We start from the raw sequence: 24485 nt of genomic DNA on the forward strand, positions 1-24485 counted from the left end.
TCGGCCCGGTCCCGGTCCACCGCGTCCTCGGCCGGCCGCGGCTGACGCGCCTTGTCCGTGCGACCGCTGGTGGCACGGGGGTCCGACATCGGGGCCGGGGGCCGGGACCGGCCTCGGCCCCGGGTCCCTTGTACCGGGTGCGTACCGGCGGGTGCGTATCAGCCGACGTGTGCCGGGCGACGCGTACCGGCGGGAACGCACCGGCGGACGCGGAAGGCATCCGGGGACGCCGCGCGTCCCCGGAGGCCTTCGTGCCGCGGGGGCCGGGCCGTCAGACGGGCTCGGCCACCGCCGCCGGTGCCGGCGCGGCCCCGTCGGTGCCGTCCTTCCGGGGGCCCGCGCCCTTCAGCGGGACCTCCTTCACGAACACGGCCGCCGCCAGCGAGAGCACCGCGATCACGGCGCCCAGGAGGAACGCCGAGTGCGTGCCCGAGGACACCGCGTGCTGGTAGGCCTCACGCGCCGCCTCCGGCAGCTTCGCCAGGCTCGCCGCGTCCAGCTGGGCGGACTGCCCGGTCACCTCGGAACCCGGCGCACCGGTCCGCTCGGCCATGACGTCCTGGACCCGGCTGTTGAACAGCGCGCCCATGACGGCGACGCCGAAGGACGAACCGAGGGTGCGGAAGAGGGTGGTGGACGAGGACGCCACGCCCATGTCCTTCATCTCCACGCTGTTCTGCGCGACCAGCATGGTGATCTGCATCAGGCAGCCCATGCCGAGACCGACCACGGCCATGAAGACACCGGAGGTGAACCGGGAGGTTTCCGTGTCCATCGTGGACAGCAGATACAGGCCGACGGCCATCAGCGCGCTGCCGAGCACCGGGAAGATCTTGTACCGGCCGGTGTCGGTGGTCACCCGGCCCGCGACCATCGAGGTGACCAGCATCGCGCCGAGCAACGGCAGCAGCAGCAGACCGGAGTTGGTCGCGGAGGCGCCCTGCACGGACTGCTGGTACAGCGGCAGGAAGAGCGTCGCGCCGAACATCACGAAGCCGGTGACGAAGCCGATGACGGACATCAGCGTGAAGTTGCGGCTGCGGAAGATGTGCAGCGGCAGCACCGGCTCGGCGGCCCTGGTCTGCCAGAACACGAAGCCGACGAGGGACGCGACCCCGAGGCCGGTCAGCTCCATGATCCGCGCGGAGGTCCAGGCGTACTCCGTGCCGCCCCAGGTGGTGACCAGCACGACGGCGGTGATGCCGACGGTCAGCAGCACGACGCCGAGGTAGTCGATGCCGGCCTTGGAGCGCTTCTTCGGCAGCTGCAGCACGACGCCCACGGCGGCGAGCGCGATCACACCGAGCGGCAGGTTGATGTAGAAGGCCCAGCGCCAGCCCCAGGTGTCGGTGATGGTGCCGCCGACCAGCGGTCCGCCGATCATCGCCAGCGCCATCACGGCGGCCATCATGCCCTGGTACCTGCCGCGTTCGCGGGGCGGGACGAGGTCGCCGATGATCGCCATGACACCGACCATCAGACCGCCGGCGCCCAGGCCCTGCACCGCGCGGAAACCGATCAGCTCGCCCATGTTCTGGGCCATGCCGCTGAGCGCGGAGCCGATCAGGAAGATCACGATGGACGTCATGAACGTGCTCTTGCGCCCGTACATGTCGCCGAGCTTGCCCCAGACCGGGGTGGAGGCCGCGGTCGCGAGGGTGTAGGCGGTGACCACCCAGGACAGGTGCTCCAGTCCGCCCAGCTCGCCCACGATCGTCGGCATCGCGGTCCCGATGATCATGTTGTCGAGCATCGCGAGCATCATCGCGATCATGAGCGCGAGCAGGACGACCCGCACGCTTCTCGGCTGTTTGCCGCCGTCCGTCTGCGCGGCCCCCGCCGCCGGTGTGTCCGTCATGTCTCCCACTCCCCCGGCCACGCCCGCGTGGCCACCGCTACTTACTTGCCGCCCGGCTAGTTCACCGCACTGGGGAAGTTAGTCGCGTAACCAGCCGGTCGTCAAGTAAGTTTTTGACAAGGGCGGGTCGAGTAGGAGGATGGGCGGCACCATGGACGGCACCAGACAGCGGCGCCGCGGGGACACCCGCCAGCGCATCCAGGACGTGGCGCTCGAACTCTTCGCCGAGCAGGGTTACGAGAAGACCTCGCTGCGCGAGATAGCCGAGCGCCTGGAGGTCACCAAGGCGGCGCTGTACTACCACTTCAAGACGAAGGAGGAGATCCTCGTCGGCATCTTCGAGGATCTCTCCCGGCCGCTGGAGGACCTGATCGCCTGGGGGCGGCAGCAGCCGCACAGCCTGGAGACCAAGCGGGAGATCGTCCGCCGTTACAGCGAGGCGCTGATGGGCGCCGCCCCCCTCTTCCGTTTCATGCAGGAGAACCAGGCCACGGTGCGCGAGCTGCGCATCGGCGAGATGTTCAAGACCCGCATGCTCGGACTGCGGGACATCCTCATCGACCCGGACGCCGAACTGGTCGACCAGGTGCGCTGCGCCAGCGCCCTGTTCACCATGCACGCCGGGATGCTCGTCCTGCAGGACGTCGAAAGCGACCCCGAGGAGAGGCGCAGGGCCGTCCTCGAGGTCGCCGTCGATCTGATCACCCAGGCCCACCGGGGCACCCGGGGCGCCCGGTAGCGCTCGGTCAGACCCGCACGCCCTGGGCGCGCAGGAACTTGACCGGGTCCACGGCCGAGCCGTAGTTCGGGGTCGTACGGATCTCGAAGTGCAGGTGCGGACCGCTGGAGTTGCCGGTGTTGCCGGACAGGGCGATCTTCTGGCCGGTCTTGACGATCTGGCCGACCTGCACATCGACCGACGACAGGTGGGCGTACTGGGAGTACGTCTTGTTGCCGTGCTTGATCACGACGGCGTTGCCGTACGCGGGACCGTCACCGGCGCCGTTGCCGCCGGCCTTGACGACGGTGCCGCCGTGCGTGGCCAGGACCGGGGTGCCGGTCGGGACGGCGTAGTCCTGGCCGCTGTGCTTGCTCGCCCACATGCCGCCGTTCTGGGCGAAGCTCGCGGAGATCTTGTAGCTCTTCACCGGGTCGACCCAGGAGGCCTTCTTCTTGGCGGCGGCCTGGACCGTCTTCTTGGCCTTGACCGCCTTCGCGGCCTGCGCGGCCTTCTTCGCCTGCGCGGCCTTCTTCACGTCGGCGGCCTTCTTCGCGTCGGCGGCCTTCTCCACCTGAGCGGCCTGGGCCTTCGCGGCCTCGGCCTGGGCGGCGGCCTGCGCCTCGACGGCGCCGGCGATGCCGGATGCGGCCGTGGTGTCGACGGCGACCGCGACCCCGGCACCCATCACGACCGAGGCCCCCAGGCCGGCGGCCAGCACGGTCGCACGGGTGCGGATCAGGGAGGTACGGGAGAAACGGGACGTGACGCGCTGGGACATCTCAACCTCATCAGGAAGGGGACGGAGAAGAACCACCGGCGAAACAGGTCTTCGCCTCGGTGCCACTCCTTGGTAACCCCTCCACACAAAAAGCCCCAAAAGGGCGATCTACGACGCAAGTTCGTACTTCTGGGGTGAGATGCACGTCTCTTGACAGAGCGCTCGAACGGAACGAAAGCCCCATTTGAGGCCGATCGATCAGCGCTTCGCGACATATGTCCGTTTTCGCTTCAACGGCTTTGCCACTATTCCGGCTAGTACCGGACGAATCGCCTGTGCGGCATGTCACCGGGGTGCCGGTTCGGACATTCCAAGAATGTGGCGCAGGCCTCTAGGCGCCTACCGCCCGGTAACCCTACGGTTCACCTCGCGTCACCCTCGCAGACGAACATGCACACGACACGTTGGCAGCGTTACGGACGTGAGAGGACCCCCCACCCCATGACGAACAGACGCCCCTGGCTGCGCCGTGCATCGGTCACCGCCGTCTCCGCGGCCGCCCTGGTGGCCCTGGCCGCCCCGGCCGAAGCCGTGCCCGCCTCCGCCGCCGCGGCGCCCGCCGCCGCCCCCGTCTCCGGGGCGGTGACGGGCGCCGCGGCGGCCGTCGACTACGACACCTGGCAGAGGGACTGCCAGGCGGTCATGGCCCAGGCCCTGCCCTATCTGAAGCAGCGGATCGCGGACCCCGGGCCGGGCGAGAAGCAGGCGATCGTCCTCGACATCGACAACACCGCGCTGGAGACCGACTTCGGCTTCAGCTACCCGCAGCCCGCGAACAAGCCGGTCCTGGAGGCCGCCGCCTACGCGCAGGAGCGCGGGGTCGCCGTCTTCTTCGTGACCGCCCGCCCGGGCATCATCCACGCGCCCACCGCCTACAACCTGGACGAGGCGGGCTACGAGTCCGCCGGCCTCTACGTGCGCGGCTTCTTCGACCTGTTCCGCAACGTGGCCGAGTACAAGACGGCCCAGCGGGCCGACATCGAGTCCAAGGGCTACACGATCATCGCCAACATCGGCAACAGCCCGACGGACCTGTCGGGCGGCCACGCCGAGAAGACCTTCAAGCTGCCGGACTACGACGGTCAGCTGTCCTGAACCGGCCGGAGCCACGGAGAAAGGGGTCTGCCCCGGGACGTGCGTCCCGGGGCAGACCCCTTTCTCCGTTCGGCCGAGCGGGGCGGCTACGCGTCCTTGCTCAGGTTCGGGCCGGCTCCGCCGGCCGCCTGCTCGATCGGCGGGACGTCGGGCAGGGCCGACTTCTCCTCGCCGCGGAAGGTGAAGGTCTGGGTCTCGCCCTCGCCCTCGGTGTCCACGACCACGATGTGACCGGGGCGCAGCTCGCCGAAGAGGATCTTCTCGGAGAGGGTGTCCTCGATCTCCCGCTGGATGGTCCGGCGCAGCGGCCGGGCGCCCAGGACGGGGTCGTAGCCCTTCTTGGACAGCAGCTCCTTGGCGGACGAGGAAAGCTCGAGGCCCATGTCCCGGTCCTTCAGGCGCTCGTCCACCTTGTCGATCATCAGGTCGACGATCCGCAGGATGTCGCTCTGCGAGAGCTGCGGGAAGACCACCACGTCGTCGACGCGGTTGAGGAACTCGGGCCGGAAGTGCTGCTTCAGCTCGTCCGAGACCTTGTTCTTCATGCGCTCGTAGTTGGTCTTCGTGTCGCCCGCGGCCGCGAAGCCCAGGTTGAAGCCCTTGGAGATGTCCCGGGTGCCGAGGTTGGTCGTCATGATGATGACCGTGTTCTTGAAGTCCACGACCCGGCCCTGGGAGTCGGTCAGACGACCGTCCTCCAGGATCTGCAGCAGCGAGTTGAAGATGTCCGGGTGGGCCTTCTCGACCTCGTCGAAGAGGACGACCGAGAACGGCTTGCGGCGGACCTTCTCCGTCAGCTGGCCGCCCTCCTCGTAGCCCACGTAGCCGGGGGGCGAACCGAAGAGACGCGAGACCGTGTGCTTCTCGCTGAACTCCGACATGTCGAGGGAGATCAGCGCGTCCTCGTCACCGAAGAGGAACTCCGCGAGCGCCTTGGACAGCTCGGTCTTACCGACACCGGACGGGCCGGCGAAGATGAACGAGCCACCCGGGCGCTTCGGGTCCTTCAGACCCGCACGGGTACGGCGGATCGCCTTGGAAAGCGCCTTGACGGCGTCCTCCTGGCCGATGACCCGCTTGTGCAGCTCGTCCTCCATGCGCAGCAGGCGGGAGGACTCCTCCTCGGTGAGCTTGAAGACCGGGATGCCCGTCGCCGTGGCGAGGACCTCGGCGATCAGCTCGCCGTCGACCTCGGCGACGACGTCCATGTCGCCGGCCTTCCACTCCTTCTCCCGCTTGGCCTTGGCGGCCAGGAGCTGCTTCTCCTTGTCGCGCAGGGAGGCGGCCTTCTCGAAGTCCTGCGAGTCGATCGCGGACTCCTTGTCCCGGCGGACACCGGCGATCTTCTCGTCGAACTCGCGCAGGTCCGGCGGCGCGGTCATCCGGCGGATGCGCATCCGGGAACCGGCCTCGTCGATCAGGTCGATCGCCTTGTCCGGCAGGAAGCGGTCCGAGATGTAGCGGTCGGCCAGGGTGGCGGCCTGGACCAGCGCCTCGTCCGTGATGGACACGCGGTGGTGGGCCTCGTAGCGGTCGCGCAGGCCCTTGAGGATCTCGATGGTGTGCGGGAGCGACGGCTCGGCGACCTGGATGGGCTGGAAGCGGCGCTCCAGGGCCGCGTCCTTCTCCAGGTGCTTGCGGTACTCGTCCAGCGTGGTGGCACCGATGGTCTGCAGCTCACCACGGGCCAGCATCGGCTTCAGGATCGAGGCGGCGTCGATGGCGCCCTCGGCGGCACCCGCACCGACCAGCGTGTGCAGCTCGTCGATGAACAGGATGATGTCGCCGCGGGTGCGGATCTCCTTGAGCACCTTCTTCAGGCGCTCCTCGAAGTCACCGCGGTAGCGGGAGCCGGCGACCAGCGCGCCGAGGTCCAGGGTGTAGAGGTGCTTGTCCTTGAGGGTCTCGGGCACCTCGCCCTTGACGATGGCCTGGGCGAGACCCTCGACGACGGCGGTCTTGCCGACGCCGGGCTCACCGATCAGCACCGGGTTGTTCTTGGTACGGCGGGACAGCACCTGCATGACCCGCTCGATCTCCTTCTCGCGCCCGATGACCGGGTCGAGCTTGGACTCACGAGCGGCCTGGGTGAGGTTCCGGCCGAACTGGTCGAGCACCAGGGACGTGGAGGGCGTGCCCTCGGCAGGACCGCCGGCGGTGGCGGTCTCCTTGCCCTGGTAACCGGAGAGCAGCTGGATGACCTGCTGCCGCACCCGGTTGAGGTCGGCGCCCAGCTTGACCAGGACCTGGGCGGCGACGCCCTCGCCCTCGCGGATCAGGCCGAGCAGGATGTGCTCCGTGCCGATGTAGTTGTGGCCCAGCTGAAGGGCCTCGCGGAGCGACAGCTCCAGGACCTTCTTGGCACGGGGGGTGAAGGGGATGTGACCCGACGGGGCCTGCTGGCCCTGCCCGATGATCTCCTCCACCTGCTGGCGGACCGCCTCGAGCGAAATCCCGAGGCTCTCAAGGGCCTTGGCGGCGACACCCTCACCCTCGTGGATCAGGCCCAGGAGGATGTGCTCGGTGCCGATGTAGTTGTGGTTGAGCATCCGGGCTTCTTCCTGAGCCAGGACGACAACCCGCCGCGCGCGGTCGGTGAACCTCTCGAACATCGTTAATCGCTCCTCAGAGCGGTCAGGCAGTGGGGGGAACTTCCCCTCCCTGTCCTTCCGCAGCTTAGTCCCGCGAGCGGGGACCGCTCATTCCAACTGCCGACACCGTCGATGGCCTCCTGACCCCGCTCACGCCGACATCTGCTCCAACCCGATGGTGCGAGACGATGTTCCCGCAGGCCAGGTGGTTACCCCCTTCGCCAGTACGCCGATGGCGAACGGGAGACGTCCCACCCTGCGTGTCGCCCCCTCCCACTAGGGATGTCTTACCCGCTGCTACGCACGGTCCATGCCGAGTGCACGGTTTCCCTCCGCTACGGGCGAACAACCTTGCGCCTCCCCGCACCTGCGAGCGCCCCCTCGCCCGCCACCATGCGCACACACGGAGGCACCCAGCGTAACCCCGGGGATCCTCGGGCGGTTGCCCGGGGCATGGATGGCAGCGTCGCCGGCGTCCCCGGCGTACCTGGAGTCCCCGCCGTTTCCGCCGTCGCGGGCGGGGTTCCGCTCGACCGGCGGCCGCTCGTGCCGGTCGGCGCCGGAGTGCGGCACTGGTACGAGGACGCGCTGGGCTGGCCCACGGTGCCCGGGCTTCCGGTGCGCCTGAGGACGGGAGTGCGCTTCGACGTCCTGGACGTGCCCCAGGAGGCGGGACGCGCGGCGCTGGAGCGACTGGAGGGGCCGGGGTCTCCCGGGCGCCGGTTCCCGGTGGCCGTCGGGGACGGCAGGATGCGGCTGCTGGTGGCCGCGGGCAGCGCGGAGGAGCTGCCGGGGCTGCTGGACTGGCTGGAGTGGGGCGGGCTGGGACTGGACCTGACGGCGATCGGCGCGGGGGGCTCCATGGAGGCTCCCTGTGCGGTCGCCTGCGCGGTGGGCCGGTCCGGGGGCGGGACCTGTCCGGACGGGGTACGCCGGGGCGGGACCTGCCCGCGCGGGGCCTGTGACCCCGGTGGGGGTGACTGCCGTTCCGCCCGTTCCGGCGTGCGGCCGGTCCCCCCGGGCCGTGACGGCGGTTCGCAGGGGGCCGCCGTGTGGCTGCGGCCCCCCGAGCCGGGACGCGAGGTCGAGGCCTCACTGCCGACGCTGTCGGCGATGGGGACGAGAAGTGCGCCGGGAGGCGGTGAGAGCCCCCCGGATCTCGTGCGGCTGGTGAACACGGTGGCGACGCAGGTCCACCGGGTCCGGCTGCGACGCGCGTGCGCCGCCACCCGGGCCGACGGTCAGCCGTTGGCCTTCTCGTAGGCCTCGCGGATGGACGCGGGAACGCGGCCGCGGTCGTTCACCTCGTAACCGTTCTCCTTCGCCCAGGCGCGGATCGCCGCGGTGTCCTGGCTGCCACCGGAAGAAGCACGCACCTTTCCGCGCCCACCCGAAGCGCGGCCTCCGGTACGACGACCGCCCTTCACGTAAGGCTCGAGGAGGTCGCGGAGCTTGTCCGCGTTGGTGGTGGTGAGATCGATCTCGTACGTCTTGCCGTCCAACGCGAACGTCACGGTCTCGTCCGCCTCGCCGCCGTCGAGGTCATCGACAAGAAGGACCTGAACCTTCTGTGCCACCGGATTTCCTTTCATCGAAAACTTGCGGGCCGGGGTGTGCCGGCGTCTGCCGTATCGCCGTCCCTCGTTATATGCAGTACTGCAGCACATCGGAAAGCAAACCGCTTTTGCCGTAAAAACACAAACCCCTGGGAGACACCGGTCACCGCACCCGGCAGGGAAACATACGCGTTTCGGACATAGCCCACCCGGGGCAAGCGGCAAGGCAACGGTCAACAGCGGCCCCCCCGGGGGGCAGGGCCGGAATCGCGCGACGATCACAGATGCAGAAGCATCCGGCTGTTGCCCAAGGTGTTCGGTTTCACTCGTTCGAGACCGAGGAACTCCGCGACGCCCTCGTCATAGGAACGCAGCAGCTCCGCGTACACATCGGTGTCGACGGGGGTCTCACCGATCTCCACGAAGCCGTGCTTGCCGAAGAAGTCCACTTCGAAGGTCAGACAGAAAACGCGCCGAACACCGAGCCAGCGGGCCGTCTCCAGCAACTTCCCCAGCAGCAGGTGTCCGACGCCGGCGCCCTTCAGGCCGGGCTTCACGGCGAGAGTGCGGACTTCCGCCAGGTCTTCCCACATCACGTGCAGGGCGCCGCAGCCGACCACCTCCGCGTTGTCGTCCCGTTCCGCGATCCAGAACTCCTGGATGTCCTCGTAAAGCGTCACCGTCGCTTTGTCGAGCAGGATGCCCCCGCGGACGTAGGCGTCAAGGAGGCGGCGAACGGCCGGGACATCGCTGGTGCGGGCCCGTCGGACCGTGATGGCTTTTGCGGTGACTTCGGGGCTGTCTGCTGACATGAGCGGACGCTATCGTCCGCTCCGGTCCCCCGTGGAGCCGGGGTTCTCGTCACGGGTTTCCGGGAGCTGGGCGATGCGGACGGCGTCGGTGAGGGACTGCCGCTGTTCCTCGCTCATCATGCCGAAGAAGGCGACGAGAGCGGCGGCGGCGTTGTCGCTCTGCGACCACGCTTCGTTCATCAGGGCGGCGGCGTAGGCGGCGCGAGTGGAGACCGCCTCATATCGATAGGCCCGGCCTTCGGCCTCTCGGCGCACCCAGCCCTTCTGATGGAGATTGTCCAAAACGGTCATCACCGTGGTGTACGCGATGGACCGTTCCTTCTGAAGATCTTCCAGGACTTCCCGAACGGTCACCGGGCGGTTCCACTTCCACACCCGCGTCATGACCGCGTCTTCGAGTTCTCCCAATGGGCGAGGCACACCTCAGAACAATAGTGGGAGATCCCGGTAACGGCGCCCGGGACGGGCGGCATCGGAGCGAACCCACACGAAAAGGGCGTACGACCGCTGGTCGTACGCCGGGGCGGAGGCCGTCCGCCGGAGGGTCAGGCGCCGGCCCCGGAAGAGGGCCGGGCACCCTCCGCCCGCGCGAGGGCCGCGTCGACGGCGGCGTCCTCCTTGGTCTTGTTGGCGCCGCCCTGGGTCTTCACGATCACCCGGATCACGCCGGCGAAAAGGGCGGCCATGACGGCCGGGGGGAGGAGCGCGGAGACGTAGTCCATGGATCCAGGGTAGCCAGAGCGCGCCGCCGGACCGCGGCCAGGTGCTGGTTCGGCGGGGGCGGGGCGGGCTTGCGGCGGGGGAAGACCTCGCCCGGGGTGGGGACGGGGCGACGGGTGGGCTCGGGGGTACCGGGGGCGGGAGCCGGGGTGGGGTTCGGGGCGGGGCGGGGCTGGGGGGTGGCGGGAGGCTTCCGGGCGGGCTTCTTCTCGTCCTGGTCCCCGGCGCTGGCTCCGCGGCCCCCGGGGAGGGCCAGGAGGCGGGTGCGCCGGCAGCGGCGCAGGAGGGCGGCGGCGGTGGGATTGCCGCGCAGGGCGCCGAGGGCGGCCAGATCGTCGGGGTGGGGGCGGTGTCCGGCGCCCAGCGCCTCCTCCAGGAGCGTGAGGTAGCCGGCGGCGGTCCCGGGGAGGGCGGCGCGGTGGCGGCCGAGGTCGGCCAGGAGGAAAGCGCGCGGCCGGGTACTCTCCCGCGCGGCCCCGTCCGGGGAGCCGGCGAGGTGGAGGCAGTTCCGGAGGTCGCCGGCCGAGGCGGGGGCGGGGTGCGGGGCGAGGGCGCGGGATCGGCGGAGCGCGCGCCGCTCCTCGGCGCCGAACGCCATGCCGCCGCGGGGTCCGTAGGGCGTGGGCATGGTGTGACGATACGCGCCAATCGGACAAAGAGTGCCTATGGGGCAGGTGTGGCGTGGGGGTGCCACCCGGGTGGTGGGCCCGGGTGGTGGCCCGAGTGGTGGGTCCGGTGGTGGGGATGCCCGCGGCGCGGGGTTCGGGCCGGTGGGGCGCCCGTGCGCCCACGGGGAGTGGGCGGGCCGGGGCCGGGCCGGAGGTGTCCGTCCCCGGACCGGCGCGGAACCGGTCGCCCGGAGAGGCGCGGGGCGCGGACGCACCGGCCACCGCGGGCGGACACCCCGCCCCGTCCCCCTCCCGCCGTCCGCGGCCACTGCCGCCCGTGCCGGGCAGTCGTGCCTTCCCCGGTGCCTTGAACGGCCCGGGAGGCACCCCCGGGGGCGAAGCCGGGAGCACCGGCACCGCTACAGGCGCGACGCGTTCCGCTCGTACACCAGGCGCAGGCCGACCAGCGTCAGCCACGGCTCGTGCTCGTCGATGACCGAACTCTCGCCCAGGACCATCGGCGCCAGCCCTCCCGTGGCGATGACCGTCACGTCGTCGGGGTCGTCCGCGAGCTCGCGGGCCATGCGGTTGACCACCCCGTCGACCTGGCCGGCGAAGCCGTAGACGATGCCGGACTGCATCGCCTCGACCGTGTTCTTGCCGATCACGCTGCGCGGACGCGCCACCTCGATCTTGCGGAGCTGGGCGCCGCGGACGCCGAGGGCCTCGACGGAGATCTCGATGCCGGGCGCGATGACGCCGCCGACGTACTCCCCGCGCGCGCTGACCGCGTCGAACGTCGTCGCCGTGCCGAAGTCGACGACGATGGCCGGGCCGCCGTAGAGGTCGGCCGCGGCGACCGCGTTGATGATGCGGTCGGCACCGACCTCCTTGGGGTTGTCGGTGAGGATGGGGACGCCGGTCTTGACGCCCGGTTCGACGAGGACGGCGGGGACGTCTCCGTAGTAGCGGCGGGTGACCTCGCGCAGTTCGTGCAGGACCGAGGGGACGGTCGCGCAGATGGCGATGCCGTCGATGCCGTCGCCCAGCTCGTCGCCGAGGAGCGGGTGCATGCCCATGAGGCCCTGCAGGAGGACCGCGAGCTCGTCGGCCGTGCGGCGCGCGTCCGTGGAGATGCGCCAGTGTTCGACGATGTCGTCGCCGTCGAAGAGGCCCAGGACGGTGTGTGTGTTGCCTACGTCGATCGTCAGCAGCATGGCCGGTCCTACTCCGCCGCTCGCAGGTCGAGGCCGATGTCGAGGATCGGCGAGGAGTGGGTGAGGGCCCCCACGGCCAGGTAGTCGACGCCCGTGCCGGCGTACGCCCTGGCGTTGGCGAGGGTGAGGCGGCCGGAGGCCTCCAGGGCGGCGCGGCCGTTGACGACGGCCACCGCCTCCTCGCACTCGCCGGGGGTGAAGTTGTCCAGCAGGATCAGGTCCGCGCCGGCGTCCAGGACCTCGCGGAGCTGGTGCAGGGTGTCGACCTCGACCTCGACGGGGACGTCGGGGAAGCGTTCGCGGACCGCCTCGAAGGCCTGGGCGACGCCGCCGGCGGCCACCACGTGGTTGTCCTTGACCAGGGCCGCGTCGGACAGGGACATGCGGTGGTTGACGCCGCCGCCGCAGCGCACCGCGTACTTCTCCAGGCTGCGCAGGCCGGGGGTGGTCTTGCGGGTGTCGCGGACCCGGGCCCCGGTGCCCTCGAGGACGTCGGCCCACGCGCGGGTGGCCGTCGCGATGCCCGACAGGCGGCACAGGAGGTTCAGGGCGCTGCGTTCCGCGGTGAGGAGGTCGCGGGTGCGGGTCGTGACGGAGAGCAGGACCTGGCCCGCCTCCACGCGGTCGCCGTCCTCCGCGTGGCGTTCGACCTCGAGCTCCTCCGCGCAGACGATCGACATGACCGCCTCGGCGACCCTGAGGCCCGCCACGGTGCCCGCCTCCCGCGCGGTGAAGTCGGCGGTGGCCACGGCGTCCTCCGGGATGGTCGCGACCGTCGTCACGTCCACGCCGTCGGCCAGGTCCTCCTGGAGGGCCACGTTGGCGATGTCCTCGACCTCCACGGGGTCGAGGCCCGCGTCGGCCAGCAGCTGGGCGAGTGCGGGGTCGAGGCCGCACTCCAGGTACGCCTCGTCGGTGTCCGCGCCGCAGGCACAGCCGTCGCCGCAGCCACCGGAGGGGACGAGGGGAAGGTCGGGGGTGGTCACTGCTGTCACTGCTCCTGGGCCGGGGGGAGGGTGGGGGGGAAGTCCGTGGTGCCGGTGGTGCGCACCGCCAGCGTGCGGTCCGCGTCGAGCCGTACGACGATGTGGCGGCGCCAGGCCGTGTCGTCGCGCTCGGGGCGGTCCTCGCGCCAGTGGCAGCCGCGGGTCTCCTCGCGCCGCCGGGCGGCGGCGACCAGGACGCGGGCCACACACAGGAGGTTGGTGGCCTCCCAGGTGTCGACGCCCGGCTCGGCGGTCTTGCCGTTCTCGTCGAGGGTGTCGCGCGCGTCGGCGTGGAGGCGGTGGAGGCGGTCGGCCGCCTCGGAGAGGGAGGCCTCGGAGCGGAGCACGCCGGCGCCCCGGGTCATGGCCCGCTGGATGGTGAAGCGGGCCTCCGGGGGGAGGAGGGGGTGGGCGGGACGCTCCCCGGTGGGGAGCGGCTGGGGCACGCGCGCGGGGAGGGCGCTTCCGGCGCGGGCGATGTCGGCGGCGATGCGCTCGGCGTAGACCAGGCCCTCGAGCAGGGAGTTGGAGGCCAGGCGGTTGGCGCCGTGCACGCCGGTGCAGGCGACCTCGCCGCACGCGTACAGGCCGGGCACGGTGGTGCGGCCGCGGGAGTCGGTGCGGACGCCGCCGGAGGCGTAGTGGGCGGCCGGGGCGACCGGTACGGGCTCGGTGACCGGGTCGATGCCGTGGGCGCGGCAGGCGGCGAGGATCGTGGGGAAGCGGTGCTCCCACATCTCGGCGCCGAAGTGGCGGGCGTCGAGGTACATGTGCTCGGCGTCCTGCTCCCGCATCCGGCGCATGATGCCCTTGGCGACGATGTCCCGGGGCGCGAGCTCGGCGAGTTCGTGCTGTCCCCGCATGAAGCGCACCCCGTCGGCGTCCACCAGGTGGGCGCCCTCGCCGCGCACCGCCTCGGAGACCAGGGGCTGCTGGCCCTCCGCTTCGGGTCCGAGGAAGAGGACCGTGGGGTGGAACTGGACGAACTCCAGGTCGCTCACCTCGGCGCCCGCGCGCAGCGCGAGGGCCACGCCGTCGCCCGTGGAGACGGCGGGGTTCGTGGTCGCCGAGAAGACCTGGCCCATGCCGCCCGTCGCCAGGACGACGGCGGGCGCGTGGACCGCGCCCACGCCGTCGTGCTGGCCCTCCCCCATGACGTGCAGGGTGACGCCGGCGGTGCGGCCGTCGGCGTCGGTGAGGAGGTCCAGGACGAGGGCGTTCTCGACGGTGCGCAGTCCCCGCGCGCGGACCGCCTCGACCAGGGCGCGGGAGATCTCCGCGCCGGTGGCGTCGCCGCCCGCGTGGGCGATGCGGCGGCGGTGGTGGCCGCCCTCGCGGGTGAGCGCCAGGGCGCCGTCGGCCGACTCGTCGAAGTGCGCGCCGGTCGCGATGAGGCGGCGTACGGCGTCGGGGCCCTCGGTGACGAGGATGCGGACCGCCTCCTCGTCGCACAGGCCCGCGCCGGCGACCAGGGTGTCGTCCAGGTGCTGTTCGGGGGTGTCGCCCTCGCCGAGGGCCGCGGCGATGCCGCCCTGGGCCCAGCGGGTGGAGCCGTCGTCGAGGCGGGCCTTGGTGACGACCACCGTCGTCAGGCCGGCGGCCTCGCAGCGCAGTGCCGCGGTGAGGCCGGCGACGCCGGAGCCGACGACCACGACGTCCGCGTCGATGGCCCACCCGGGCGCGGGCGCGTGCAGTCGTATGCCTGTGCTGGTCACGAGGCGGCTCCGAAGGTTCCGAAGGTCAGCGGGATGTTGTCGATCAGGCGGGTGGTGCCCACGCGGGCGGCCACGGCGAGGACGGCCTCGCCGGTGAAGCCGTCGCCGATCTCGGTGAAGTCGGACGGGTCGACCAGGGCCAGGTAGTCCAGGGTGAGGGGCGGGTCGAGGCGTGCGGCCTCGTCGAGGACCAGGCGGGCGGCGGCGCGGACGGCGGCCGGGCCGCCGGTGGTGGTGGCGACGGCGTGCGCGTCGGCCGCCGCGCGGGACTCCCCCATGGCGCTGAGCGCCTCGGCACGCGCGCGCGTGGCGGGGACCTCCCGGGCCCGCGCGTGCAGCGCCTGCTGGGCCGCGTGCCGGTCGCGGCCCGCGAACAGGGCCTGGGACAGGGCGAGCGCCGTGCGCCGCTCCGCGGCCGAGAGGTAGCGGTTGCGGCTGGACAGGGCGAGCCCGTCCTCCTCGCGGACGGTGGGCACGCCGACGATCTCGACGCCGAAGTTCAGGTCCCGCACCATGCGGCGGATCAGGGCGAGCTGCTGGGCGTCCTTCTGGCCGTAGAGGGCGACGTCGGGCCGGGTGAGGTGCAGCAGCTTGGCGACGACCGTGAGCATGCCGTCGAAGTGGCCCGGGCGCGCGGCGCCCTCCAGGCGTTCGCCCATGGGGCCGGCGCCGACGCGGACCTGGGGTTCGCCGCCCGGGTAGACCTCGTCCACGGAGGGGGCGAAGACGGCGTCGGCGCCCGACAGCCCGGCGAGTCCGAGGTCGGCGTCCAGGGTGCGCGGGTAGCGGTCCAGGTCCTCGCCCGCGCCGAACTGGAGCGGGTTGACGAAGACGGTGACCACGACCTCGCCGCCGGGGCCCGCGATCTCGCGCGCGGTGCGGATCAGCGTGGCGTGGCCCTCGTGCAGCGCGCCCATGGTCATCACGACGGCGCGACGGCCGCCGCGCGCGCGTGCGTGCAGTTCGGCGGCGGTGCGCAGCAGGGTGACGGTCATCGGGCGGCTCCGTTCCGGACGCGCGTCGTCGTACGGCTGTCGTGGGGGGCGGGGCGGCCGGTGGCGGTCATCGGGTCTCCCCCGGGCCGTCGGCTCCGTCGGCGAGCACCCCGAGGAGGTCCTCGGCGAGTTCCGGCTTCAGCAGGCCGTGGGCGAGGGCGCGGTCGGCGGTCGCGCGGGCCATCGCGAGGTAGCCGGCGACGGTCCCCGGGGCGTGCCGGCGCAGCTCGGTGACGTGCGCGGCGACCGTGCCGGCGTCGCCGCGCGCGACCGGGCCGGTGAGGGCGGCGTCGCCGGAGCGCAGGGCGTTGTCGAGGGCGGCGCCGAGCAGCGGTCCGAGCATCCGGTCGGGGGCCTCGACCCCCGCGGTGCGCAGCAGTTCCAGGGACTGGGCGACCAGGGTGACGAGGTGGTTGGCGCCCAGGGCGAGGGCCGCGTGGTACAGCGGGCGGTTCTCCTCGGCGATCCACTCGGGCTCGCCGCCCATCTCGATGACGAGGGCCTCCGCGGCCAGCCGCAGCTCGTCGGGCGCGGTGACGCCGAAGGAGCACCCGGCGAGGCGCTGCACGTCGAGGGGGGTACCGGTGAAGGTCATCGCCGGGTGCAGGGCGAGGGGCAGGGCTCCGGCCCGCAGGGCGGGGTCGAGGACCTTCGCGCCGTACCGTCCGGAGGTGTGCACGAGCAGCTGGCCCGGCCGTACGGCGCCGGTGTCGGCGAGACCGGCGACCAGGCCGGGCAGGGCGTCGTCCGGGACGGTCAGCAGCACCAGGTCGGACCGCTGCAGGACGTCGGCGGGCGGCACCACCGGCACACCGGGGAGCAGCTGCTCGGCGCGTCGGCGGGCGGCGTCCGAGACGGCGGCCACGGCCACCGGGCGGTGCCCGGCCAGCCGAAGGGCCGCGGCCAGGGCGGGGCCCACGCGGCCGGCGCCGACGACGCCGACGGTGAGCCGCGCGGGGCGGTCCCGGGGATCGGGCTGTGGGGTTGTGTTCACGCGACGGCGGCCTTCCCGTTCCAGTCCGCTCGGGGTACCGGACGATTTCTCGTCATGCTAACGCGATCGGTTGCGGGGGCGTCCGGTTGTCCACAGGCTGTGGGTTTCCGTGCGCCGGCGGGCCCGCACGCGTGCGGTAATGGGGGTGCCCGCGCGGACCGGCGCGCGGGATGATCGCGGGCATGAGTGATACGGCGGAGGACGTGACGGACACGGCGGTGCGGGACGGACGGCCGGGGGCGGACGACGAGCCGGTCCCGACGCTGCGCGAGCGGCGGATCGCGGCCTGGCGCGGCGCCCCGCGCGTGCTCGCGCGCCTCGGTTTCGTCGCCCCGCTCAAGGAGCGGCTGGCCCTGCTGGAGGCGGCGGGGAGCGTGTACGACCTCGACGAGATGTCCGACGTCTACGGCGGCGGTGTCGTCGAGGCCCTGGAGAAGAGGGTCGCCGACGTGCTCGGCACCGAGGCCGCCGCGTTCTTCCCGACCGGCACGATGGCCCAGCAGGTCGCCCTGCGCTGCTGGGCGGGCCGCACCGGCGACCCGAGGGTCGCCCTGCACGCGCTGAGCCACCCCGAGGTGCATGAACGGAACGCGTTCAGCGAGGTCGGCGGGTTGCGTCCGGTGCGCGTGACGGACGAGCCCCGGCCGCCCACCGCCGCCGAGGTGCGCGACTTCGAGGAACCCTTCGGGGCGCTGATGCTGGAGCTGCCCCTCAGGGACGCCGGTTTCGTGCTGCCCACGTGGGAGGAGCTGACCGAGGTGGTGGACGCCGCGCGGGAGCGCGAGGCGGTCGTGCACTTCGACGGCGCCCGGCTGTGGGAGTGCACGGAGCACTTCGGCCGGCCGCTGGAGGAGATCGCGGGCCTCGCCGACAGCGTCTACGTGTCGTTCTACAAGTCCCTCGACGCCTACGGCGGCGCGGCGCTCGCCGGTCCCGCGACGCTGGTGGAGGAGGCACGGGCCTGGCGGCACCGGTACGGCGGCAACGTCTTCCAGCAGTTCCCCACCGTGCTGTCGGCCCTCGTCGGCCTGGAGCGGGAGCTGCCCCGGCTGCCGGAGTACGTCACCCACGCGCGGGTGGTGGCCGCCGCCCTGCGCGAGGGCCTGGCGGCAGGTGGGCTGCCCTGGTTCCGCGTCCACCCCGAGGTGCCGCACACCCACGACTTCCAGGTCTGGCTGCCGTACGACGCCGAGGTCGCCGAGGAGGCGGCGATCCGGGCGGCCGAGGAGACGGGGAACGCGCTGTTCGCCAACCACTGGGGTCCGAAGGGCCCGGGTCTGTCCTGCACGGAGGTGTACGTACGGGCCGCGGGCCTGGAGTGGACGGCCGGCGACGTGCGGGCGGCGGCGGTGGAGTTCGCCCGCCGGCTGACCGGCGGGAACGCGCGGTAGCCCGGCCGGGCGGGAGGCGTCCCCGGACGGCCGGGCCTCCGCCCGCCGCCGAGGGGGCCGTTGACCCACGGGAGCACGCGCGGACCCCGCCGACGCGCGGCGGCCGGGTCAGCCGTGTCCGCCGGCCCGTACCAGACCCGTCTCGTAGGCGAGGACGACCACCTGCACCCGGTCCCGCAGGCCCAGCTTGGTCAGGATGCGGCCCACGTGCGTCTTCACGGTCGCCTCGGAGAGCACCAGCCGGGCCGCGATCTCGCCGTTGGACAGGCCCTGCGCGACCAGCACCATGACCTCGCGCTCGCGCTCGGTGAGCCGTCCCAGCTCCTTGTGCTCGGGCTGCTTGCCCGCGCTGGGCAGCATCGGCGCGAAGCGGTCCAGGAGCCTGCGGGTGGTGGACGGGGCGACCACGGCGTCGCCGCTGTGCACCGAGCGGATCGCGGTGAGCAGCTCGCCCGGCGGCACGTCCTTGAGCATGAAGCCGGAGGCGCCCGCCTTCAGCCCGGAGAAGGCGTACTCGTCGAGGTCGAAGGTGGTCAGGATGAGCACCTTCGGCGGGTCGGTGTCGGCGCAGATCCGGCGGGTCGTCTCCACGCCGTCGAGCTTGGGCATGCGGACGTCCATCAGCACGACGTCGACGGCGGCGGACCGCAGCACCTGGAGCGCCTCGACGCCGTCGCCCGCCTCCGCCACGACCTCCATGTCCGGCTGGGCGTCGAGCACCATCCGGAATCCGGTGCGCAGCAGCACCTGGTCGTCGACGAGCATCACGCGGATCGTCATGGGGCCTCTTCCGTGGGTCGTCCGGTCGGCAGGTGGTGTCACGTGCCGTTACAGGTGTCGGCACAGGGCGCGCAGGGCGTCAGTGCGCGGGTTTGAGCGGCAGCAGGACACTGATGCGGAATCCTCCGCCGGGGCGCGGGCCCGCGTCCAGGGTGCCGCCCACCATGCCGACCCGCTCCCGCATGCCGATCAGGCCGTGGCCCTGGCCGTCGAAGCCGCCCTCCTCGTACAGCTCGTGCGGGGCGCCCTTGCCGTCGTCCTCCACGAGCAGGCCCAGCCCGTCGTCGAAGTACACCAGCCGCACACTGGCACCCACGTCGGGGCCGCCGTGCTTGCGGGTGTTGGTGAGCGCCTCCTGCACGATGCGGTACGCGGTGAGCTCGAGGCCGCTGGGCAGCGGACGGGGGGTGCCCTCGACACGGAAGTCCACGGGCAGTCCGGATGACCTGCACTGCTCGACGAGGTCCTCGATCTGCCGCACGTCCGGCTGCGGCACGTACTCCCCGCCCTCCTGGTGCTCGCCGGTGCGCAGCACGCCGAGCAGGCGGCGCATCTCGGCGAGGGCCTGGCGGCCGGTGGAGGAGATGGTCTCCAGTGCCTTCTTCGCCTGGTCGGGGGCCGCGTCGAGGACGTAGGCGGCGCCGTCGGCCTGCACCACCATCACCGACACGTTGTGCGCGACGACGTCGTGCAGCTCGCGGGCTATCCGGGCGCGTTCGGCGGCGACCGCGACCTTGGCCTGCGCCTCGCGCTCCTTCTCCAGCCGGGCGGCGCGCTCCTCCAACTGCGCGAAGTACGCGCGGCGGGTGCGGATGGAGTCGCCGAGCACCCAGGCGAGGGCGAACGGAACGCTCTGCAGGATCATGAGCGCGATGTTGCCCGCCACGCCCGTCTCCTGACTGGGCCAGCGCAGTTGTGCCAGGGGAGCCGCGCACAGGCCCGCCGTCAGCGCGAGCCGGGAGGCCCAGCGGGCCCCGGTCGCGGCGACCGTGTAGACGATCACCAGCAGGGCGAAGTCGGCGGGCAGCGTCGCCACGTCCGCGATCAGCTGGGCCGCGCCGACCACGACGGCGAGGACCAGCATCCGCTCCGGCATCCGGCGGCGCAGCGCGACGACCAGCGACAGCAGCAGCATGACCGGCACGACGAGGGCCGGCAGCTCCGTCCCGCGGGCTTCCTCGAGATTCGCTCCGCCCATCACCGAAATCCCGAACAGGACCACGGCCCAGAAGCCGTCGACCCACGCCGGGTGCCTGCGGAGGAAGTCATAGAGGCGTTGCACGTAACCCAGCGTAGGGAGGTGACATGAGTGCAGGGGTCAACCGGAGGGCCGATCCCCGGCGGGTGCGTGTACTCCGCAAGGTGGAGGCCCGGCCGCCGCGCGCGCTTAACCTGGGCCGGTGACGAGGGAGGCGGCGGGCGCGTGGGAACGGTGACGGCAGGGGCCGCGGGGGACGGCCGGCACGGCTGGCGTGCGGCGGCCGAGGCCGCCCTGTACGGGCCGGCCGGCTTCTACCGCGGACCCCGGGGCCCGGCCGGGCACTTCCGTACGTCGGTGCACGCCTCCCCGCTGTTCGCCGGGGCCGTGGCACGGCTGCTGTGCCGGGTCGACGAGGCGCTGGGACGGCCCGCGGTGCTCGACTTCGTGGACATGGCGGCCGGCCGGGGCGAACTGGTGACCGGTGTGCTCGCCGCGCTGCCGGCCGGGGTGGCGGCCCGCACACGGGCCCGCGCCGTCGAACTCGCCGCCCGTCCCGCCGGACTCGGCCGCCGGATCGAGTGGTGTGCCGAACCCCCGGAGCGGATCACGGGGCTGCTCTTCGCCAACGAGTGGCTGGACAACGTGCCCGTCGAGGTCGCCGAGGTGGACTCCGCGGGCGTCCCCCGGCTGGTGCTGGTGCGGGAGGACGGGACGGAACGGCTCGGGGCACCCGTCTCGGGCGCGGAGGCCGAGTGGCTGGCGCGGTGGTGGCCGCTGAGGCCCGAGGAGGGGCTGCGCGCGGAGATCGGACTGCCCCGGGACCGCGCCTGGGCGGCGGCGGCCGGAACGCTCGCGCGGGGGCTCGCCGTCGCCGTGGACTACGCGCACACGGCCGGGGCGCGGCCGCCGTTCGGCACGCTCACGGCCTTCCGGGAGGGGCGGGAGACGACGCCGGTGCCGGACGGGTCGTGCGACATCACCGCGCACGTCGCCCTGGACGCGTGCGCCGCGGCCTGCGCGCTCCCCGGCGCACGCCTGCTGTCGCAACGGGAGGCCCTGCGCGCCCTGGGGCTCAGTGGCGCACGCCCCCCGCTCGCGCTGGCGTCCACCGACCCCGCCGGGTACGTACGCGCCCTCGCCGGCGCCGGAGAGGCCGCCGAACTCACCGAGCCGGGCGGACTCGGCGGCTTCGGCTGGCTGGTGCAGCCGGTGGGGATCGCGGACGTACTCACCGGCTGACCCCGGCCAGGGTCACTTGTCGATGTCCCCCACGACGAAGAACAGCGACCCCAGGATCGCCACCATGTCCGCGACCAGCGTCCCCGGCAGCAGTTCGGTGAGCGCCTGGATGTTGTTGTACGAGGCCGAGCGCAGCTTCAGCCGGTACGGGGTCTTCTCGCCCTTGCTGACCAGGTAGTAGCCGTTGATGCCGAGCGGGTTCTCGGTCCACGCGTAGGTGTGCCCCTCGGGTGCCTTGAGGACCTTGGGGAGCCGCTGGTTGACCGGGCCCGGGGGCAGCTCGGCGAGCCGGTCGAGGCAGGCGCCGGCGAGGTCGAGGGCGTTGTGGGTCTGCTCCAGGAGGCACTCGAAGCGGGCGAGGCAGTCGCCCTCCTCGCGCGTCACCACCTTCAGGACGTCGCCGAGTTCGCCGTAGGCGAGGTACGGCTCGTCGCGGCGCAGGTCGAAGTCGACGCCCGAGGCGCGCCCGATCGGTCCGCTCACCCCGTACGCGTGCACGGCCTCGGGGGACAGCACGCCGACGCCGCGCGTGCGGCCCCGGAAGATCTCGTTGCCGAGCACCAGGTCGTCGAAGCGGTCCATGCGGGAGCGCACGTCGGCGACGACGGCCCGCGCGCGCGTGGTCCATCCCGCCGGGAGGTCCTCCTTGAGGCCGCCCACGCGGTTGAACATGTAGTGCATGCGCCCGCCGGAGACCTCCTCCATGACGTGCTGGAGCTCCTCGCGCTCCCGGAAGGCGTAGAAGATCGGGGTGATGCCGCCGAGTTCCAGCGGATAGGAGCCGAGGAACATCAGGTGGTTGAGCACCCGGTTCAGCTCCGCGAGCAGGGTGCGCAGCCACACCGCGCGCTCGGGGACCTCCATGCCGAGCATCCGCTCCACGGCGAGGACCACGCCCAGCTCGTTGGAGAAGGCCGACAGCCAGTCGTGGCGGTTGGCCAGCATGATGATCTGACGGTAGTCGCGGGCCTCGAACAGCTTCTCCGCGCCCCGGTGCATATAGCCGATCACGGGCTCCGCGTGGACGATGCGCTCGCCGTCCAGGACGAGCCTCAGCCGCAGCACACCGTGCGTGGAGGGGTGCTGCGGCCCGATGTTGAGCACCATGTCGGTGCTCTCCGCCGCGCCGCCGATACCGACCACGGTCTCCGTCGTAGGAGTCATGGACACAGTCTCCCCTACGTACGCTGGCCTCATGGAAACGGGGAGCCCGCACGACACGGGGACAGCGGCGGAGGGCGGGGCCGGGCGGGCGGCGGGCCCCGCGCAGGCGCGACGCCCGGCGACCGCCGGGGACGAGCCGGTGTGGATCGCGCTGCCGCCGGGACTGCTGAAGGTGCGACGGCTGATGCTGGTGGTGTGGCTGGGGCTGCTGACCCTGGCCGCCGGGCTGCTGCCGGGGCTGCTGGCCGGGCCCGGCTGGGCCGCCTTCGCGGCGCTGCCGCTCGCCCTGCTGGCCTGGGGCTGGATGCTGCTGGAGCGGAACTGGCGGTCCTGGCGGTACGCGGAGCGCGCCGACGACCTGCTGATCAGCCGGGGCGTGCTGTGGCGCCGGGAGACGGTCGTGCCGTACGGGCGGATGCAGCTGGTCGAGGTCACCTCCGGGCCCGTCGAACGGCACTTCGAGCTGGCCAGCGTGCAGCTGCACACGGCGGCCGCGGCGACCGACGCCACCATCCCCGGCCTCGACCCGGCCGAGGCGGAACGGCTGCGCGACCGGCTCACGGAGCTCGGCGAGGCCCGATCGGCGGGGCTGTGACGGCCCCCGGCGTCCACGAGGACGTACGGGACCGCCCGCCCGTGACCGAGCGGCGGCTGCATCCCGTCACACCGCTCAGGAGGGCGTGGGCGCCCGTCGCGGTGCTGCTCGGGTGGGCGCTGCACGACCCCGACCAGGCACAGCGCCAGCTGACCCGGCTGACCACGACGACCCTGCTGCTCGGACTCGCCGTGCTCCTGCCCGCCGCCGCCCTCTACGGCTTCCTGACCTGGTGGTTCACTCATTTCGCGGTGACCGGGAGCGAGCTGCGCATCCGTACCGGACTGCTGTTCCGGCGCACCGCGCACATCCGGCTGGAGCGGATCCAGGCCATCGACGTCACCCAGCCGCTGCTCGCGCGGGTCGCGGGCGTGGCGAAACTCAGACTCGATGTCGTCGGGACCGACAAGAAGGACGAACTCGCCTTCCTCGGCGCCGGCGAGGCGCGTGCGCTGCGCGCGGAACTCCTCGCGCGGGCGGCGGGCTTCGCGCCGGAGACCGCGCACGAGGTCGGTGAGGCGCCGTCCCGGGAGATGCTGCGGGTGCCGCCGGGCGTCCTCGCCGTCTCCCTGGTGCTGACCGGCGCGACCTGGGGCTGGCTCCTCGTCGCCGCGGTCGTGCTGCCGCTGCTGTGGACGGCCACCCACAGCCTGTGGACGGTGGTCGCCGTGGCCGTGCCGCTGCTCGGCGCGGCGGGCGCGAGCAGTGTGGGCCGGTTCGTCGCCGAGTACGACTGGACACTGGGCGAGTCGCCGGACGGGCTGCGCATCGACCACGGGCTGCTGGACCGGGCGCACGAGACGGTGCCGCCGGGGCGCGTGCAGACGGTGCGGCTCGTCGAGCCGCTGCTGTGGCGGTGGTGGAGGTCCCCCCGCCCGGGCGGAGCCGGGAGCGGGGGAGGCTGGGTGCGCGTGGAACTCGACGTGGCGGGGTCGTCCAATTCGCTGCTGCTGCCGGTCGCTCCGCGCGAGATGGCCGAGTCGGTGGTCGCGCGGGTGCTGCCCGGGGTGAGCGTGCCGCCGCGCGAGGCGTTCGGCCGGCCGCCGCGCCGCGCGCGGTGGTGTGTGCCGGTGTGGTGGCGCGGCTACGGACTGGCCGTCACCGACACCGTGTTCGCCGTCCGCCACGGCCTGCTGCGGCGCAGCCTGTCCCTGGTGCCGCACGCCAAGGTGCAGAGCGTGCGGCTGGTCCAGGGACCCTGGAAGCGGGCCCGGGGCGTCGCGGACGTCCATGTGGACACCGGCGCGAACAAGTCGGTCACGGCCCGGCTGCGGGACGCGGACGAGGCGGCGGAGCTGCTGCGGGCCCAGGCGGAGCGTTCCCGCACGGGCCGCCGGGACGCCGTCCCCGACCGCTGGATGGCGTGAGACACGCCGACGGGCCCCGCGGTGTGCGCGGAGCCCGTCGGTACGGCGGGTGTCCGTCGCCGGGGTCCGTGCCCGGGCCCGCCCGCCGGTGTCTGTCGCCGT

23 protein-coding genes are annotated in these 24485 nt (G+C 72.7%); 7 read left to right on the plus strand and 16 right to left on the minus strand.

The features are described from left to right. Positions 1 to 271: 271 nt before the first annotated feature. The gene (locus tag ACF07S_RS22300; RefSeq protein ID WP_391974908.1) at positions 272 to 1858 is read right to left on the minus strand and encodes an MDR family MFS transporter; all 1587 of its coding nucleotides are present in this window, start codon (positions 1856 to 1858) and stop codon (positions 272 to 274) included. A gap of 151 nt (positions 1859 to 2009) precedes the next feature. Here ACF07S_RS22300 and ACF07S_RS22305 point away from each other — a divergent pair, with 151 nt between their 5' ends. Then, on the plus strand, positions 2010 to 2597 hold the full coding sequence (locus ACF07S_RS22305) for a TetR/AcrR family transcriptional regulator (RefSeq protein WP_391963011.1): 588 nt from the start codon (positions 2010 to 2012) through the stop codon (positions 2595 to 2597). Between the two features lie 7 nt (positions 2598 to 2604). Here the strand turns inward: ACF07S_RS22305 and ACF07S_RS22310 are convergent, their stop codons facing one another. Continuing rightward, on the minus strand, positions 2605 to 3357 hold the full coding sequence (locus ACF07S_RS22310) for a M23 family metallopeptidase (RefSeq protein ID WP_391963010.1): 753 nt from the start codon (positions 3355 to 3357) through the stop codon (positions 2605 to 2607). Between the two features lie 441 nt (positions 3358 to 3798). Here ACF07S_RS22310 and ACF07S_RS22315 point away from each other — a divergent pair, with 441 nt between their 5' ends. Next, positions 3799 to 4452 carry an HAD family acid phosphatase gene (locus ACF07S_RS22315; protein WP_391974909.1) on the plus strand — a complete coding sequence of 218 codons (654 nt, stop codon included), beginning with the start codon at positions 3799 to 3801 and terminating at the stop codon, positions 4450 to 4452. An 86-nt stretch (positions 4453 to 4538) separates the two neighbouring features. On the opposite strand, the gene ACF07S_RS22320 is transcribed toward ACF07S_RS22315, so the two are convergent. Next, positions 4539 to 7064 (minus strand): ATP-dependent Clp protease ATP-binding subunit, encoded by a 2526-nt coding sequence (locus ACF07S_RS22320; RefSeq protein WP_391963008.1) that lies wholly within the window; start codon positions 7062 to 7064, stop codon positions 4539 to 4541. Between the two features lie 432 nt (positions 7065 to 7496). Between ACF07S_RS22320 and ACF07S_RS22325 the strand changes: the two genes are divergently transcribed. Beyond that, positions 7497 to 8306 carry an SCO3374 family protein gene (locus ACF07S_RS22325; protein WP_391963007.1) on the plus strand — a complete coding sequence of 270 codons (810 nt, stop codon included), beginning with the start codon at positions 7497 to 7499 and terminating at the stop codon, positions 8304 to 8306. On the opposite strand, the gene ACF07S_RS22330 is transcribed toward ACF07S_RS22325, so the two are convergent. The 10 genes from ACF07S_RS22330 to ACF07S_RS22375 all read right to left on the minus strand — a co-directional run bounded on the left by ACF07S_RS22330 (position 8285) and on the right by ACF07S_RS22375 (position 16646). After that, positions 8285 to 8620 carry an Lsr2 family protein gene (locus ACF07S_RS22330; protein ID WP_391963006.1) on the minus strand — a complete coding sequence of 112 codons (336 nt, stop codon included), beginning with the start codon at positions 8618 to 8620 and terminating at the stop codon, positions 8285 to 8287. The two genes, ACF07S_RS22325 and ACF07S_RS22330, sit on opposite strands and share 22 nt — an antisense overlap. A 257-nt stretch (positions 8621 to 8877) precedes the next feature. Continuing rightward, the gene (locus tag ACF07S_RS22335; protein WP_391963005.1) at positions 8878 to 9411 is read right to left on the minus strand and encodes an amino-acid N-acetyltransferase; all 534 of its coding nucleotides are present in this window, start codon (positions 9409 to 9411) and stop codon (positions 8878 to 8880) included. Between the two features lie 9 nt (positions 9412 to 9420). Further along, on the minus strand, positions 9421 to 9795 hold the full coding sequence (locus tag ACF07S_RS22340; protein WP_391963066.1) for a BlaI/MecI/CopY family transcriptional regulator: 375 nt from the start codon (positions 9793 to 9795) through the stop codon (positions 9421 to 9423). 161 nt (positions 9796 to 9956) lie between these two features. Further along, positions 9957 to 10133: a hypothetical protein gene (locus tag ACF07S_RS22345; RefSeq protein WP_391974910.1), complete on the minus strand. Its 177-nt coding sequence runs from the start codon at positions 10131 to 10133 to the stop codon at positions 9957 to 9959. After that, the gene (locus tag ACF07S_RS22350; RefSeq protein ID WP_391974911.1) at positions 10073 to 10759 is read right to left on the minus strand and encodes a hypothetical protein; all 687 of its coding nucleotides are present in this window, start codon (positions 10757 to 10759) and stop codon (positions 10073 to 10075) included. The genes ACF07S_RS22345 and ACF07S_RS22350 overlap by 61 nt, the downstream gene beginning before the upstream one ends. A gap of 399 nt (positions 10760 to 11158) precedes the next feature. Beyond that, the gene (locus tag ACF07S_RS22355) at positions 11159 to 11956 is read right to left on the minus strand and encodes a type III pantothenate kinase (RefSeq protein WP_391963003.1); all 798 of its coding nucleotides are present in this window, start codon (positions 11954 to 11956) and stop codon (positions 11159 to 11161) included. Between the two features lie 8 nt (positions 11957 to 11964). Beyond that, positions 11965 to 12942 carry a carboxylating nicotinate-nucleotide diphosphorylase gene (gene nadC, locus ACF07S_RS22360; protein ID WP_391963002.1) on the minus strand — a complete coding sequence of 326 codons (978 nt, stop codon included), beginning with the start codon at positions 12940 to 12942 and terminating at the stop codon, positions 11965 to 11967. A 5-nt stretch (positions 12943 to 12947) separates the two neighbouring features. After that, complete coding sequence (locus ACF07S_RS22365) at positions 12948 to 14657, minus strand: L-aspartate oxidase (protein WP_391974912.1); 1710 nt, start codon at positions 14655 to 14657, stop codon at positions 12948 to 12950. Further along, complete coding sequence (gene panC, locus ACF07S_RS22370) at positions 14654 to 15652, minus strand: pantoate--beta-alanine ligase (protein ID WP_391963000.1); 999 nt, start codon at positions 15650 to 15652, stop codon at positions 14654 to 14656. The genes ACF07S_RS22365 and panC overlap by 4 nt, the downstream gene beginning before the upstream one ends. A gap of 67 nt (positions 15653 to 15719) precedes the next feature. Then, entirely contained in the window at positions 15720 to 16646 is a 927-nt protein-coding gene (locus ACF07S_RS22375; RefSeq protein ID WP_391962999.1) for a Rossmann-like and DUF2520 domain-containing protein, read from the minus strand. 170 nt (positions 16647 to 16816) lie between these two features. On the opposite strand from ACF07S_RS22375, the gene ACF07S_RS22380 reads away from it, so the two are divergent. Beyond that, on the plus strand, positions 16817 to 18037 hold the full coding sequence (locus ACF07S_RS22380; RefSeq protein WP_391974913.1) for a threonine aldolase family protein: 1221 nt from the start codon (positions 16817 to 16819) through the stop codon (positions 18035 to 18037). Positions 18038 to 18145: 108 nt separating this feature from the next. Here ACF07S_RS22380 and ACF07S_RS22385 read toward each other — a convergent pair whose 3' ends face one another. Continuing rightward, positions 18146 to 18817 carry a response regulator gene (locus ACF07S_RS22385; protein WP_391962997.1) on the minus strand — a complete coding sequence of 224 codons (672 nt, stop codon included), beginning with the start codon at positions 18815 to 18817 and terminating at the stop codon, positions 18146 to 18148. A gap of 79 nt (positions 18818 to 18896) precedes the next feature. Continuing rightward, the gene (locus ACF07S_RS22390) at positions 18897 to 20099 is read right to left on the minus strand and encodes a sensor histidine kinase (RefSeq protein WP_391962996.1); all 1203 of its coding nucleotides are present in this window, start codon (positions 20097 to 20099) and stop codon (positions 18897 to 18899) included. A gap of 150 nt (positions 20100 to 20249) precedes the next feature. Here ACF07S_RS22390 and ACF07S_RS22395 point away from each other — a divergent pair, with 150 nt between their 5' ends. Next, entirely contained in the window at positions 20250 to 21257 is a 1008-nt protein-coding gene (locus tag ACF07S_RS22395) for an SAM-dependent methyltransferase (RefSeq protein WP_391975010.1), read from the plus strand. A gap of 12 nt (positions 21258 to 21269) precedes the next feature. On the opposite strand, the gene ACF07S_RS22400 is transcribed toward ACF07S_RS22395, so the two are convergent. Continuing rightward, entirely contained in the window at positions 21270 to 22421 is a 1152-nt protein-coding gene (locus ACF07S_RS22400; RefSeq protein WP_391962995.1) for an NADH-quinone oxidoreductase subunit D, read from the minus strand. 31 nt (positions 22422 to 22452) lie between these two features. Here ACF07S_RS22400 and ACF07S_RS22405 point away from each other — a divergent pair, with 31 nt between their 5' ends. Beyond that, positions 22453 to 23016 carry a PH domain-containing protein gene (locus ACF07S_RS22405; protein WP_391974914.1) on the plus strand — a complete coding sequence of 188 codons (564 nt, stop codon included), beginning with the start codon at positions 22453 to 22455 and terminating at the stop codon, positions 23014 to 23016. Next, the gene (locus tag ACF07S_RS22410) at positions 23013 to 24383 is read left to right on the plus strand and encodes a PH domain-containing protein (protein ID WP_391962993.1); all 1371 of its coding nucleotides are present in this window, start codon (positions 23013 to 23015) and stop codon (positions 24381 to 24383) included. Before ACF07S_RS22405 ends, ACF07S_RS22410 begins: the two co-directional genes overlap by 4 nt. Positions 24384 to 24485 lie beyond the last annotated feature (102 nt).

It is taken from the genome of Streptomyces sp. NPDC016640 (assembly GCF_043076215.1).
Lineage (GTDB): Bacteria > Actinomycetota > Actinomycetes > Streptomycetales > Streptomycetaceae > Streptomyces.